The organism is Prevotella sp. oral taxon 299 str. F0039, from assembly GCF_000163055.2.
Taxonomy (GTDB): domain Bacteria; phylum Bacteroidota; class Bacteroidia; order Bacteroidales; family Bacteroidaceae; genus Prevotella.
Genome location: NC_022111.1, coordinates 687,200 through 703,060 on the forward strand (window position 1 = coordinate 687,200; position 15,861 = coordinate 703,060).

At 34.7% G+C, this 15,861-nt stretch carries 10 protein-coding genes; 2 read left to right on the top strand and 8 right to left on the bottom strand.

What is annotated here, in order from left to right; translation table 11 throughout:
- Positions 1 to 312: 312 nt before the first annotated feature.
- A complete protein-coding gene (locus HMPREF0669_RS05830) occupies positions 313 to 1,779 on the bottom strand; it encodes a DASS family sodium-coupled anion symporter (RefSeq protein ID WP_009227594.1) in 1,467 nt (488 codons plus the stop codon).
- Between the two features lie 380 nt (positions 1,780 to 2,159).
- Between HMPREF0669_RS05830 and HMPREF0669_RS05835 the strand changes: the two genes are divergently transcribed.
- A complete protein-coding gene (locus tag HMPREF0669_RS05835) occupies positions 2,160 to 2,957 on the top strand; it encodes a gliding motility protein GldB (protein WP_009227595.1) in 798 nt (265 codons plus the stop codon).
- A gap of 24 nt (positions 2,958 to 2,981) precedes the next feature.
- Here HMPREF0669_RS05835 and HMPREF0669_RS05840 read toward each other — a convergent pair whose 3' ends face one another.
- Positions 2,982 to 3,899 carry a TIGR01212 family radical SAM protein gene (locus HMPREF0669_RS05840; protein ID WP_009227596.1) on the bottom strand — a complete coding sequence of 306 codons (918 nt, stop codon included), beginning with the start codon at positions 3,897 to 3,899 and terminating at the stop codon, positions 2,982 to 2,984.
- Positions 3,900 to 4,091: 192 nt separating this feature from the next.
- Between HMPREF0669_RS05840 and HMPREF0669_RS05845 the strand changes: the two genes are divergently transcribed.
- Positions 4,092 to 6,308 (top strand): S9 family peptidase, encoded by a 2,217-nt coding sequence (locus HMPREF0669_RS05845; protein WP_020967232.1) that lies wholly within the window; start codon positions 4,092 to 4,094, stop codon positions 6,306 to 6,308.
- A gap of 251 nt (positions 6,309 to 6,559) precedes the next feature.
- On the opposite strand, the gene HMPREF0669_RS05850 is transcribed toward HMPREF0669_RS05845, so the two are convergent.
- From HMPREF0669_RS05850 to HMPREF0669_RS05875, 6 genes are all read right to left on the bottom strand, one after another.
- Positions 6,560 to 7,489, bottom strand: coding sequence for a glycosyltransferase family 8 protein (locus HMPREF0669_RS05850; protein WP_009227598.1), 930 nt, complete (start codon positions 7,487 to 7,489; stop codon positions 6,560 to 6,562).
- Between the two features lie 725 nt (positions 7,490 to 8,214).
- Positions 8,215 to 10,785, bottom strand: a complete 2,571-nt coding sequence (gene feoB / locus HMPREF0669_RS05855; RefSeq protein WP_009227599.1) for a ferrous iron transport protein B — start codon at positions 10,783 to 10,785, stop codon at positions 8,215 to 8,217.
- A 159-nt stretch (positions 10,786 to 10,944) separates the two neighbouring features.
- The gene (locus HMPREF0669_RS05860; RefSeq protein ID WP_020967234.1) at positions 10,945 to 12,144 is read right to left on the bottom strand and encodes an ABC transporter permease; all 1,200 of its coding nucleotides are present in this window, start codon (positions 12,142 to 12,144) and stop codon (positions 10,945 to 10,947) included.
- Between the two features lie 4 nt (positions 12,145 to 12,148).
- Positions 12,149 to 13,267, bottom strand: a complete 1,119-nt coding sequence (locus HMPREF0669_RS05865) for an ABC transporter permease (protein ID WP_020967235.1) — start codon at positions 13,265 to 13,267, stop codon at positions 12,149 to 12,151.
- Positions 13,268 to 13,363: 96 nt separating this feature from the next.
- Positions 13,364 to 14,344, bottom strand: coding sequence for an HlyD family secretion protein (locus tag HMPREF0669_RS05870; protein WP_009227601.1), 981 nt, complete (start codon positions 14,342 to 14,344; stop codon positions 13,364 to 13,366).
- Between the two features lie 15 nt (positions 14,345 to 14,359).
- Complete coding sequence (locus HMPREF0669_RS05875) at positions 14,360 to 15,853, bottom strand: TolC family protein (protein ID WP_009227602.1); 1,494 nt, start codon at positions 15,851 to 15,853, stop codon at positions 14,360 to 14,362.
- Between the last annotated feature and the right edge of the window lie 8 nt (positions 15,854 to 15,861).

Here is a 15,861-nt window from a genome sequence, read left to right on the forward strand (position 1 = left end):
TTTTTTTTAGTAACACTACTTCCTGTACAAGTACAGGAAGTGTATATATACCACAATTTGTATTGAAAAACCAATCGAAAATATAAGAGAACATCGATGCTGTCAAAGAAGTCTGAACTTTTCCTTTTAGCAAGTGTTTTGTGATGGAAGAAACAAAAACAACATGCATAAGGAAAATTCATCAATGGAAATTCTGGAAGGCAACAAAGAAAAATGAAGAAGACTTATATGACAAAAGTGTGCTTAAAATCCTTGTAACTATCTAATGAACATTGACTTTATTCTATTTAACGTAAATCCATCGGCCTCATGTTATTTAATAATATGCATATGAGCCACAGAAAAAAGAACTAGGTATCCAAGAATCATTGTGATAAAACCCATTACTCCTCCAATCTTCATCATTTGCTTTTGATCTACTAGACCCGTAGAATGGGCAATAGCATTTGGAGGAGTACTAATAGGCAAGCACATCGCTGCAGAAGCAGAAATTGCGATACCAATTAATATTGTAATGCCACCACCTATAGCGTCAAGATTACTTCCCATCCCTTTGCATACAACAGCTAAAATAGGCACAAGAAGAGCAGCTGTGGCTGTATTTGAAATAAAATTAGAAAGTATATAGCAAGCAAATCCTGAGATTACAAGAATTACCAAGGGATGCCACTTGTCGAAAGTAATATTCTTAATAACAATCTCTGCTAATCCCGATTCATTCAATGCAAGGCCTAAAGTAAATCCGCCCGCAACCATCCAGATAACACCCCAATTAATATATTGTAGGTCTTTTGCTGTTACTACACCTGTAATTGCAAATACAGTAATAGGCAACATTGCTACAGTATTAGCTCCAATTCCTGTTATCTTATCTAAAAGCCACAATAAGATGGTACAAATAAAAGTCACAGCCACAACAGCTGATCTCCAATTACGCTGCACCTTTCCATCTATTTGTAAATGAATTACTTTTTGCTTAAAAGGAAAAAAGGTTTTAAGAAAATACCAACCAATAAGTAACAGCACGATGGTTAAAGGCATCATAAATAGTAACCAGTCTCCAAAACCAATTCCTGCGTTAAGACCATTCACGTCATTTAGATATTTTAAGGCAATTGCATTTGGTGGTGTTCCGATTGGAGTACCCATTCCACCGATGTTAGCTGCAACAGGAATACCTAGAGTTAAGGCTATACGTCCTTTTCCCTCAGGTGGGAGAGCTTTAAAAACAGGAGTTAAGAAGGTAAGCGTCATAATGGCAGTTGCTGTGTTGGACAGAAACATTGAGAATACTCCTGTGATCAGAATAAATCCTAATAGCACATTTTCTGATTTTTTTCCAAATGGTTTTAATAAGGTTCTTGCCAGCAAAACATCAAGACCAGCCTTGCTTGCAGCGATTGCAAGAATGAAGCCCCCTAAGAAAAGAATAATGATTGGATCAGCAAATGTAGCCATAATATCTTCGTGATTGATGAGTTCTTGCTTATCAAAGCCATCTCTCATGAAATTAAATGCATTGTCGGAAATTGTAAAAAGCATAATACCAATTACCGAAACAGAGGTTGCCCACGATGGAATTGCTTCAGTAATCCATAGTATTGTTGCAAAAGCAAATATGGCAATAACACGTCGTTGAATAACCGTTAGGCCGTCGATGCCATAATAATCTAGTGGAAGATTCCATAAAATTAAAGTAATGAGAACTGCAACTGCAAAGAGAATGCATTTCTTTAAGTTGAAACTTTCCGATAAAACGTTTTGTTCTTGGTTTGACATACTTATAGAATTTAAAAGGTTTGTTTCTTAATTAGAGTTTAGGATGATTATTAATTTATTGCTATAACTCATATTTTATTCTACAATAACTGATAAACAGCTATGCAAAATTTATTGAATAATTTTTTATATCTAGATATACACAAAGATAATAGATAATATTATAAAATCCAAAGGAATAAAAAAAAGAATTATATTTTGCATTCTAGTTATTTCTTAAAGAATACCATACCCACTCCATTTTTTTGCTGATTGTTTTAATAAATTTAAATAATAAAGTAACCAGAAATCTATTTGTTTACTTTTTTTAGATTATTATTTGGTTTTTAAATTACATTTTTGTATTTTTGTATCCCTATTAATTCCTTTATCAATTCATCGTGAGACACTTTCTCTATTTACTATTATGTTTCATCTTTTTATCTTCTTGCAACCTAAAACTAGGTAACAAAGAACAAAAAGACAAACATTTGTTGGTTGAAGCGAAACGCTATGATCAACTAGAGAGTCGTTATCTCACAACTGGAGATTTCTCTGCATTACAGAATATGCAAACAGAATATCCACAAGAGACTCGTGCTTTAATTGAAGATGTATTGAAATTAGGCGATATTGACGAAATTGGAATAAATAGTAGACTGCTAAAATTCTATCAAGATACACTTCTTCAACGTGTGATTGCAGATATTGAAGAACAATATAATGATTTTTCTGACATCAATAAAGAATTATCTTTTGCTTTTAAAAGAATGCAAAAACTACTCCCGAGCACAACTATCCCAAAAGTTTATACACAAATTGGAGCCTTTGATCAAAGCATTATTGTAAACAGAAACACCATTGGGATTTCATTAGATAAATACCTTGGTAGCGAATATCCTTTATATAAGAAATTTTATACTGCAGCACAAAGAGAAACAATGAATAGAAGTTATATTGTAGCAGATTGCCTACACTTCTATCTAATGAGTCTTTTCCCATGCTTAAAAGAGCAAAGTGACAATCTAATTGAAACTGGATTGCATGCAGCAGCAGTGATGTGGGTGACCAATACCATATTGAATAAAGAAATGTTTACTACCAAAAAAGTTCAATTGATTGGTAGTTTTATGGCGAAACACCCTGAAATGACAATAAAAGAGTTATTACAATGTAAGCATTATAGAACGCTATTATAAGCCTCTATAATGCCTTTTATTTTGCTATTCAACTAAATCTCCCTGCTTAATATTGTGTTTTTTCAAGTAGTTTACAAGCTTATTGGTAAACTCATAGTTCTTTATTCCCCATTTAGGACCGACCAAATACTCTGGAGGAGATTGACTAACAAATCGCTCTAACACAAGATCTTTTCTTAAATACTGAATATATTGCGCAATGAGTTCAATATATTCATCAAGCGAATAAAGGTGAAAAGGCTCCTCATTCCATTCCTTTGCCAACTTCGTTCCTCTAATAATTTGCATTTGATGTATTTTAAGTATGTCTAAAGGAAGTAGAGATATGATCTTAGCTTGTTGTATGCTCTCTTGTAAATCCTCACCAGGAAGACCTAAAATGATATGCCCTCCTGTTAATATTCCACGTTCTTTCGTTCTTTTTATCGCATCAACACTACACTCAAATGAATGACCTCGGTTAATTCTTTCTAACGTTTTATTATTCGTTGTCTCTATTCCATACTCTACTAAAACAAATGTTTTCTTATTCAACTCTTGTAAATAATCGAGTAATTCGTCTGAAACACAATCGGGACGAGTACCAATTACCAATCCAACAACATCACTAACGGCTAAGGCTTCTTCGTACATTGTTCTCAATTTAGATGTTGGTGAATAAGTATTTGTATATGCTTGGAAGTATGCAAGATATTTCATATCAGGATATTTCTTTCCAAAAAATCGCTTTCCTGCCTCTAATTGTTCTGTAACAGAATCTCTTTTATGACAATAAGAAGGGTTAAATGTCCTATTATCACAATATGTACAGCCTCCACGAGCAATGGTTCCATCTCTGTTTGGACAAGAAAAACCAGCGTCAATGGATATCTTTTGAACCTTAAAAGGAAACTGTTGCTTCATCCAAGACCCAAAATCGTTATATAAAAAAGATGTATTCATTTGAAATTTCCAATCTCATTAAAATAGAAAACTAACTACTCTCAATTAGGTTGACCTGCACTTATAAACAAAGAAAATAACATTATTCCTATCAATTCTATGACAGTGCAAGCAAAACCATTAGTAATAGCCTTTGCAAAAGTAAACAAATTTACTTAACTTTGTGGCAAAGAACATACTAAAAGATACACAATGAGAAAGATTTGGACCCTTCTTACTGCATTCACAATGATGTTTAGCGTTGCCAATGCAGGTGATAAAATCACGATAAAGTCAATTACTAATGGTGAATTCTCTGCTGAAATGATGCAAGGAATGAATCCCATTGCAGGAACAGACCAATTTACTCGCATCAGTAGTGACGGCAAACAAGTTTTACAATGCTCGTTTAAAACAGGACAAACAACGGCTGTTTTATTCGATATATCAAAGACTATAGGCGAGAAAATTAATGGTTTTGACGGCTATATCATGTCGCCTGATCGCAAAAGAATGCTCATTCAAACCAAAACAGAACACATATACCGACGCTCTTTCAAAGCAACTTATTATATATACACCATCGCTTCTACTAAATTAGAAAAGCTTTCAGATGGCGATAAGCAACAAGTTCCAACCTGGTCTCCCGACGGAAACCTTATAGCTTTCGTGAGAAATAATAACATTTTCTTAGTAAAACTATTATACGATAATGCCGAAAGTGCTGTAACGGCAGACGGAAAGCCAAATGAAATCATTAATGGTATCCCCGATTGGGTGAATGAAGAAGAGTTTAGTCACAACAAAGCACTTGTATTTAGTGCAGATGCTTCAATGCTTGTGTGGGTGAAATACGACGAAAAGGCGGTTAAAGAATATTCTATTCAGATGTTTAAAGGCTCTCATCCAACATTCAACTCTTATGCTGATTACCCAGGATTAGATTCTTATAAATATCCTAAAGCAGGTTTTGATAATGCTATTGTGTCGCTATGGAGCTTTGATATAAAGTCAAAAAGAACCCAAAAGATGCAATTACCGTTATCTGCAGACAGCTATATCCCACGTTTAAAGGCAACAAACGATGCCAATCAAGTGATTGCTTTCACCATGAATCGCCATCAAGATGAATTGTGTTTATATTCTGTCAATCCTCGAAGTACAGTTGCACAGCTACTCATTAAGGAAACATCTCCTAAATATATTAAAGAAGAAGCCATTGGAAATATATTGATAACTCCTAACAATATATTGATTCCTAATGACAAAGAGGGAGCAATGAACTTGTATCTTTACTCCCGAAATGGTCAACTTATCCGTAAGATAGGCAATAATAAAACTATTATTACTGATGTTTACGGAATTAACGACGCAACAGGCGAAGTGTATTATCAAGCAGCTTTGCCCACACCCCACGATAGAAAGGTTTGCGTTAGCAAGAAGAATGGTTCTGTAGAAGAGCTCACTAAGCAAGAAGGTTGGAATCAAGCACGCTTCTCTGGAGACTTTAAATACTTCTTAAATACATGGAGTAACTATAACACTCCTTTTGTTTTCACTATCAGAGACAATCAAGGCAAGGTGCTATCTACACCTATTAATAATGAGAAGTTAAAGAACAAGATTTCGAACTATGATTGGGCAAAACGTGAAGCCTTTACGTTTACAACCTCAGAGGGTATTCAATTAGATGGTTGGATGATGAAACCGCTTAACTTTAATCCTTCAAAACATTACCCTGTTGTGCTTTTTCAATACAGTGGTCCAGGCAGTCAGCAAGTTATTAACTCGTGGAATGCAGGCTCAATGGGTCAAGGTGGAGCCTTTGATGCATATCTTGCACAAAACGATATCATTGTGGTTTGTGTAGACGGACGTGGTACTGGCGGTAGAGAAGCAGCCTTTGAGAAAGCGACTTATTTGCAATTAGGAAAATTAGAAGCTAAAGATCAAGTTGAAACTGCATTGTGGTTAGGCAAGCTGTCGTATGTAGATAAAGAAAATATAGGTATTTGGGGCTGGAGTTTTGGTGGCTTTAATACCTTAATGAGTATGAGTGAAGGTCGCAAAGTGTTTAAAGCAGGTGTTGCGGTTGCTGCTCCTACCGACTGGAAATTCTATGATACCATCTACACTGAAAGATACATGAGAACTCCCAAAGAGAATCCTGATGGTTATAAAGACAATCCTATTAGTCGTGTAAATCAGTTAGAAGGATCATTATTACTATGCCATGGCACCGCAGATGATAATGTTCATATGCAAAATGCCTATGAATATTCAGAAGCATTGGTGCAAGCAGACAAAGACTTTAGAGAGCTTTACTACACCAATAGAAACCATTCTATCTACGGAGGAAACACTCGCAACCACCTACTTAGACAAATATCAAACTTCTTTATCAATGAATTAATAATACAAACTAAATAAAGGCATAATCTCGCTTACTGAAACACGAGGGATTTTCACCCTACCAAATATCCCATTAGGCTTGGAAAACAATAAAGAAAAAAGAATAATAAACAAAGGAGAGAAATTAAATCCTAGACACTTCTAGGATTTAATTTCTCCTTATAATAGACGCTATTCTTAATTAACGTGGATGTAAAATAATAGAGTAAAGATATGTTAAAGTATTTAGTAAAATAACACTTTTACATACTTTGTGATAAAAAGTTTTTTTATCGTAGTTCTTTTACTAATATCTTATATCTTGGCTTTATAACGCCTAATGCTCGTAGGAAGCGTACAAACTTTTGTTTTTTTGTTAACGGAACTTTAGCTGCAATCAAAGGCATTCCTTTCCATGGTGTTAGATTCTGATACTTGAAAAATTCATTTTTATAAGGGTGATCACATTCTTTTTCCCATGGCTTATTTGCAGTAAAGTGTAAAATCACAGGTGCCGTGAGGGCTTGAGGTAATTCTTGAGCATATTTTTTTACATCAAAATAAGCTCTGTTATATCCAAAACCATCTTGGGAATTATAAATAAAAGGTAAATTTACTTTACAATCTCGACAAGTATAGTTTAAGACATCTTGGTCGTGTTGCTTTAATTTGTCTATATTTTCTTTCATATAGTTCCAAAATACATCTTGCAAATTATGCTCTCTCCAATATTCTATGTTTATTAACAGTACTCCTGCATTAAAGTAACCCAAAGATTGTGGATAGTTTAAACGTGAGTAGCGTTCAGTCATAGCTTCTCCCATATCTGTTACTGCACCAAGGGCTTTATTGGTTAGATCTGTATTCCAAAGTTTATTAAGTGGATGTCTTACAATTAAATCGCAATCTAAATAAATAATGCGACTTATATTCTGAGGTAGAAGGTTACAAATAAATAAGCGATAATAAGTAGCAATAGTTAAATGATGCCCTTTTCCAATAGTATATTTTGTTAGTATTGAATCATTAAAATGATAGAACTGAATACTTGTATTTCCAACTAAACATTGTTGTAATTTATTTTTACACTTGTCATCAACACTTTTGTCTATAATAAGATGGAATATAATATGTTCATTTAGATTGTTTTCACAAACAGATCGCATCATAACACCACATGGCATTATATAGTTTTTATCTGTACAAGCTAGTATATCCATAACTTTTTTCTTTATGATGATTATTTATATTAAAATACTTTCATTTATATTCTAAATAATTATATTAAGACTACAAATGTATAAAATTATATACTGTTATTTTATGAAAAGGTAGTTAAAGAATGTTTGAAACGTGAATTTCAGGTATTAAATGAAGGCGTAATGGAGGATTCTCTTTCAGGTGTTCTACGTATAAATAATATTTCTCAATGGACAATAAAAGCAGTGGTATGTGATGGGCACGTATTTTTTTACAAGTTATAAGTTTCTATCCTGTACAAATATGTAAATTTCACTAACTTCAGATAGTGAGAAAACTTCTACAAGTAGTCCATATTTACCTGTAGGCGTTGAACTCTCTTGATATTAGTTATAAGGAGTTCTCTTTGGAAAAAGAAGAGTTTGTAACAGCGTTTGAGAAATGATACGGGTAGTGTACTAAAAAAGAGTGTAAGCCCATATTTTCTTATCTTTGTATAAGAAAAAATAATAAAAATTATTACAGTCTGGTAAACCTTTTCCATATATAAAAGTTAAGGGATAAAAACCGTATTTGGATTTCAGCCCTTTTGTTACTTTTGTTTTCTTGATCGAAACTTCAATAACATGGGTAAAAGTACATATTTTACCGGACTGAAATATTATTTAATCTAATGTGAATTCGTCGAACTCCCGTTAAATACAATATGGGTAGTTATATATTATTTCCAATATTGTATAGCTTGTTATGATATAAAAATTTTACTCATTATCTGATAGAATGCAGCAGATACAATCCAAGCAAGTGCACAGGTATAGAATATTGTGAAAAATGCCCATTTCCAAGAGCCTGTCTCATTTTTTATAGCTGCGATTGTTGCAACACAAGGGAAGTAGAGTAGTACGAATAACAAGAAGGCGTATGCAGAAATAGGTGTTATTCCATCTGATCTCATCTGGGCATACAAACGAGAATATTTAACAGTATCGTTGCTAAAGTTATTGTCGTCGCTAAAACTACTATCCGAAGTGTATATCACTCCCATGGTAGAAGCAACAATTTCTTTAGCTCCAGTACCTGCAAGTAGTCCAACATCTAGCTTCCAATCAAAGCCTTGAGCTCTAAATAATGGTTCTATAGTCTTTCCTAATTTACCTATATAGCTCTGTTCTAGTCGTTCAGCCTCATTTAGTTTTTCTCCGTGTGGGAAATAACCTAATGCCCAAACAATGATACTTGCAATAAGAATAATACCTCCCATCTTCTTGAGATATTGTTTTCCTTTTTCCCAAGTGTGTCGTCCAATGGCTTTCCAAGTAGGGAAACGATAGGGTGGGAGTTCCATAACAAAAGGTGTATCTTCGTTCTTTGCTATTGTTTTCGTAAATATCTTACTCATGATAACGGCAATAAACATTCCTATAATATATAGAGAAATCATTATCGAAGAACGATATTTTGGGGAAAAGAATGTGGCAATGATCATGATATAGATAGGCAATCGGGCAGAACAGCTCATCAGAGGTAGAATGAGTGTCGTGACTAAACGACTTTGTCTACTTTCAATTGTACGTGTAGACATAATTGCAGGCACATTACAACCAAATCCCATGATTAGAGGAATAAATGATTTACCATGCAATCCCATCTTATTCATTAGTCTATCCATGATAAATGCTGCTCTTGCCATGTATCCACTATCTTCCATGAATGAAATAAATGTGTACAAAATAAGAATCTGTGGCAAGAAAACAATAACGGCTCCAACACCGCCAATTATTCCATCTACAAGCATGGACTTCAATGGACCGTTGTTCATAGAACTAGTTATAAATCCGCCTAATAGATTAATTCCTTCTTCTAACCAATCCATTGGATATTGACCAAGCGTGAAGGTGGTTTGGAACATCAGCCAAAGAATAGCAATGAAAATAGGAATTCCAAACCATTTATTGGTTATAATGTGGTCAATTTTATGCGTCAAGCTATAGGTATTTTCCTTTTTCCCTATTTTATAGTTCGCTTTTTGCAGTAGATCATGAATGAAAGTATACTTAGCATCCATAATAGCGGTTTCACTATCTTCATGAAGTTCATTGGCAACATTATTGCTAATCTCATTTCTTAGCTGAATAATCTTACTGCTGTTTGTTGCCGTTTTTGTGATATATTCTTCAATCTCTTTGTCTTGTTCTAATAGCTTTATAGCAAGGTATCGAGTTGAATATAAATATCTGATTTTGTCATCTTGTTTTAATTCTTGCTGTATTTTGCTTATGGCTTCTTCGATATTCTGTCCGTAGTTGATGTGAATATGTTTAGAAGTAACATTCTTTGGAATTTCACCTGATGCAAAATCTTCATCATGTTCGTGATGACTTTCAGATGGATGGTAGGTGTCGTGCCACTCTTTTATTTCCTTTGCAACATCTTTATTGAGATGTCCTTTGTCGTCTAAATAATCAGCTCCCTCAAAAGTGTTGATGATAATGTGGAACAAATCTTTAACCCCTCTTCCTGTAGTAAATATAGTAGGAACCATAGGAACACCGAGTAGACTTCCAAGATACTTATAATCTATGTTATCACCTCTCTTTTCTGCTTCATCATACATGTTGAGAGCGCATACCATTCTTAGGTTTAAATCAATGAGCTGAGTTGTGAGATATAAATTTCTTTCTAAGTTGCTCGAGTCTAATATATTGATAATAACGTCTGGAGTTTCTTCTATTAACTGCTTTCTTACATAGAGTTCTTCAGGTGAATAGGCTGATAAACTGTATGTACCAGGTAGGTCTACAATATTAAACTGATAACCTTCGAAAAAGGCTTTACCTTCTTTTGCATCAACAGTAACACCAGAATAGTTTCCAACTCGTTCGTGAGCACCAGAAGCAAAGTTAAATAATGAAGTCTTACCGCAGTTGGGATTACCCACTAAAGCTATGTTTATTTGACGTCGTTCTTGTTTTACTTTAGACGCGAGAGAGTTTTCCTCAGAATGTTCTAAGGGCTTTTGTTGATTAATCTTTTGTTGGTCTTCTGTTTTTATTTCTTCCTCTTTAGTGTCTAAAAAATTTGTGTTTTGCTCTTCTTCAGTAACAATTTGAATCATCTTAGCTTCATTACGGCGTAACGAAACCTCATAACCCATGACACGATATTTAACGGGATCTTGGAGAGGAGCATTTAAAAGAACTTCAACTTCCTTTCCTTTGATGAATCCCATTTCTATTATTCTCTTTCTAAAACTTCCGTGTCCTACGACTTTTATAATGATACCTTTTTCTCCAGTTTTTAAGTCTGCTAATCTCATAATGTAAAAAACTTGGTCTATTGGCTGTATAACTTCCAATGACTTTTTATCTACTTTCTGTATCTTCTATTTTTCTACATGATAATAAATATACTTATGCAAAGATAAGTATTTATTATTGTTTTGACTAAAAAATAAAAGAGTAGTATCTCAATATACCTATTTCTTGGTACTCTTTCGAGGTATAAATAGCTGTATGTATATATTTATGATGAAGTATACCACTACTTGAGTCCATAAAGCAATGAGTTCTAGATGGATATCATTGAGGTTTGCCCCTAAAGAATTAATCTTTACAAACCCATTAATACCAAATGTAGATGGGATACACCATGAAACAACTTTCCAAAAAACAGGCAGTGCATTTGTAGGCCATGATATTCCAGATAGTAATAAGAATGGCATAGAAGTAAATACCATTAAAAGTATAATACTTTCCCTTTCTTTTACGAATCTAGATATTAACATTGAGAAGAATGTTACAGACAAAAGATAGGGCAAAAGGAAGGGTATAAGGGTTGAACTATCTGCAAGTTGTACTAATTTAAATATATGTGGAATGAGTAAAAGGGTGTATGCTGTGGTAGCAATGTAGATAAAGAAATAAGAGAAAGATCTACCTAACGTGTTAGCAAAACCACCTATAATAGTTCTTTGAGTGATAATTCTTCCTGTATATACTCTTCTTTCATGTCTTGTACCCGACAACATTCCAACTCCAAGAATCATAGTTTGTTGAATGATAAGAATTAATACCGCTGGTAAAATAAATGTTCCATATCCATTTTGTGGGTTGAATAGTGAAACAGACTCATACTCTAAAGGAGATGAAGCTATGCTTTCGTCTTTATCTGTATAGGTCTTCATTCTCGCAATCTTAATGTCTTTACTTATTTCTAATGATACATCAGTAAGAGCAGAGTACACTCCTTTGTAGTAAAACATACCACTTAAATCAGCATAAAACAATACAGTTCCTTGCTCTCCACGGTTAATTTGTTGAGCAAAGCTTTCTGGAAGCAGAACAATAGCATGACATTCTTGTTGTCTTTGTAGCTCTTGTGCATCGTTTAAGGAGCTAACAACCTTTGCAACCTTAATACCATCGGTAGCATCGCAATTACGAATAAAGGTTCTACTAAGAAAACTATGAGATTGATCTACAAAGACAGTAGAAACTTCTTTAACTCCTTCATTGTTATACATCCACGAGTATAAAATGGGATACGCAATAGGAACGATGATAAAGAACATGACCACTCCACCATCTTTCATTATTGTTCGTATTTCATGCTTTATACATTCAAATAGGAAATGTATAAAAGTACGCAAGTCGCTCTTATGCTTTTTTCTACTCATTGTCCTACGCAATATATTTATAAGTAAGTAAAATGTTCTTTAATTTGGGAAGAATACTAATTGGTAAAAGCGTAAATATGATGAGAGCTAAATAATGACTCCATGCATAATGAATGGGATATCCATTCAAAACAACCATCTGATATATACTGAAATGATGTCTAACGGGGAATAACCAAGCAAAAGCTTGGAATGGAGCGTCCATTGCTTCTATTGGAAAAGTAAAGCCACTGATAGAAAAACTAAGCATAGCCCATAGAGAACACATACTCATTGACATGCGAAGGGTGGGGAATAGGAAGAAGAAAAAGAGTCCTAATCCCTGCGAAGCCAATACAAATAAAATGGCATTAGCATATAATGTGAATGTATTACAAGCGTATGGGAAATCTAGATAAGCATATAATACGGTGGTATAAATGATGGCTATTCCGCAAAACAAAATGGTTTGAGGGATCATCTTACCTAATAATGCAATTCTAAAGTTATCTCCAGCCAGTCTATACCATCTCTTTGTGGTTCTGTCTTTGATTTCTTTACCGAGCGAGAATACGGTTAATAATAGAATAAAGATACCAATACAAGCAGGAATAAATGTGGTGTTGAGGTACACACTATAGTCCATTGTAGGGTTATTGATGATGTGTGTGTCGATAACTATGGGTTGTAAAACAGCCTTTATCTGTTTTTGTGTGTATCCTAAAGCCGTTAATTTAGCCGAACCAACAGAGGCATTAGCCAATACAGACATTGTTCTCATTGCTTTAAAAGAGAATGAGCCAGCAAGATAGTAACTCGAATTATAATAAAACGACACTTTAGGTTGCTTGGCAGCCACTAGTGATTGTGTTGTTTTAGGTGGGAAATAGAAATATCCATAGATAGTTCCTTCTTGCATTGCCTTGCGTGCTTCTAGAGGGGTTGCATAGTGATTAACTACTTCCACCTCTTGAATAGTATTTAGAGTACGTGCAAGCTTGCGTGTTGTTGCTGAGTTATCTTTATCAACAACAGCAATAGGAAGCTTCGAAGGAAGTCCTTTTTGCATCACACTCGTAAAGAAAACGATTACAAATAAAGGGAAGACAATAGTGCACAATAAATACATCTTATTGTGAATCATCTTATCTATTTGATATAAAATGACTCTTTGAAGAGCTTTAAAGCAATTATCTGATTTCACACTAATGTAACATTAATTCAACAGAAATACTGCCGTTTATCGCTTAATAACGAGTGACATGCCTGGACGAACACCCGAAATGTTATCAACGAAACGTGCTTTTACTTCGAAAGTCTTTAAATCATATTGGCCAGAAGCTTTGGTTGCACGCCATGCTGCATAGCTTCCTTGATCTTTTAAGTAATAGGTTTGCATAGTAACCTCTTTGTTGAAGGCTGGAATAAAGACCTTAAATTTAGAATTCATTGAGAGATCTTGGAGTTGGTCTTCTCTGACATTGAATGTACCCCACATCTCTTTTAAGATAGCAATACTCATAATAGGAGAGCCAGTTCCAACTAATTCGCCTACTTTAGGATAGATTTCGCTAATCTCTCCGTCGTATTGTGCAATTTGAACAGTCTCCTTTTGAAGTGAATGAGCAGCCTCAGCAGAGCTTTGAGCGATTTTTACTTTCTCTCTTGTTATTTCCTTTTCTTCCGTTCTTGCACCGTTCTTTGCTAGGTCATATTGGCTTTTAGCAGCAAGAACAGCAGCTTCTGCAGCCTTATAAGCAGCATAAGCCTCATCTCTCTTTTGAGCAGTTATAACACCTTCGTCAAACAAGTTCTGAGCTCTTGTATAGGACTTCTTTGTAATTTCTTGTGCAGCTTGAGCCTGTTGCCATAATTGGTAAGCTCCTTGTATTTGTTCCTTACGTGCTCCTTTGTCTGTTATTGTATTGAAAGCAGCAGACGCAGCAACACCTGCATCAGCGGCTTTACGTTGTGCTTCAATTTCAGGTACTTCTAAAATTGCAAGGGTATCTCCCTTACGAACAAAGTCTCCTTCTTTAACTCTCAATTCAACTATACGTCCAGGGAGCTTAGATGAAACACGATATTCAGAAACTTCGATTTGACCTTGAATGACTTCGGGTTCTTTTCCAAATGCAATAAACCCAATCACTGCAGTTAAAACAACCACAACTATAAAGGTTAGCAAGGATACGAACATATATTTTTTTTGACCTTTCATTGCTTTTTTCTTTATTTATTTTAATAAACCAAGTACCTTTTGTAGGTTTACCTGGGCTAATTTTACTTCAATTTCTGCTTCAATTTTCATTGTTTGTGCTTGTTGCCATGCTGTTTGTGCAGCCATAACATCGGTAGTTTCCATCACTCCTTCTTTGAAACCAAGGTTGGCACAACGAAGGTTTTCATCGGCATTGGTGATGTTTTTTAAAGCAACAGCAAGTCTTTTGTTTGCTTCATTCAGTTTATATCTGCTTTGAGTTATTTGAAGACTAATCTTTTCTTTTGCTTCTTTTAACTCAAGAGCTGCGACTCTACTTGCTGCTTCACTTGCTCTTGTTTTATAAACACCTTCCGACCAACTCCAAACAGGAACCTTTACAAGTACTCCTACATTCCAAACGCCACTAAATTTCTTTTGAAATCCGTTGAAAACACTAGGGTTAGAGATGAGATAACCACCCGTTAAAGCAACTTGAGGGAGGTAAGCAGACTTCGTAATTTTTGTTTTTTGTACTGAAATATCAAAGTTGTTTTGTAGCATTCTCAACTCAGGACGATGATAAAAGGCCTCTTCTATTGAAATATCTTCAGATACAGTTGAAGAAGAAAGGTTCTCTTTACTTTCGTCTTCGAGTGTTATTGGAGTATCAACAGGTAAGCCACAGAGCTGACATAAAAGCATTTTTGCAAGTGAAAGACCATTTTCTACTTCTAGAACTTGCATCTCTGCCTCGTTCACTTTCACGTCAACTTTTAGTCCATTAGCCCTTGTTGCAACGCCTTCTTTAATCATTTTGTGTACATCTTCATTTAGTTTCTCTACTAAATGAAGATAACTTTTAGCAAGATTCTGCTTTTGTTTGAGCGAAACAACCAACCAATAGGTTTTATCTACCTCATAAATAGTGTTTTGAACAGTAGCATCTATATTGTTACTGGCTAGCTCTTCGCTTATTTTTCCTAACTTATTAGCTGCAGTTATGGCTCCTCCCATATATATAGGTTGCTTAATTACAACAGCACCAGTCCATAAGTTTCTTGTATCAGTACGAAAAGCGTCAACAAAATGAGCTCCTGCTTGATTGCCAAACTGTGTAAGTGATTGTCCAACTTGTTGTGATAAACCTCCTAATTGTTGAGCTATTTGTGGTGTGATAGCTCCACTTTGGGCTAAACCAGTTAGTAAAGAGGTAAGATTTGAATTAAGACTTCCACTTATAGTAGAACCTAAATTCTGTAACAAAGCCTTTTGATCATTATTTAATAACGATACTTCTTTACTCGTTAAAGTATAGCCTCCAACAACATCTACATGTGGTAGATACTTTGTTTGGGCTGTTTTCCGCATATTGGTTGCAATCTCTTGCTTTGTCTTCGCTATCTGAAGTTGATGGTTATTCTTAATAGCTAAATCCCTACAAGATGCTAAAGACAGAGTTTCTTGTGCTGATATTGCGATTGAGACGAATGTTATTGCAACCAAACTAATGGTTCTTCTTAATTTCATCTTGAATT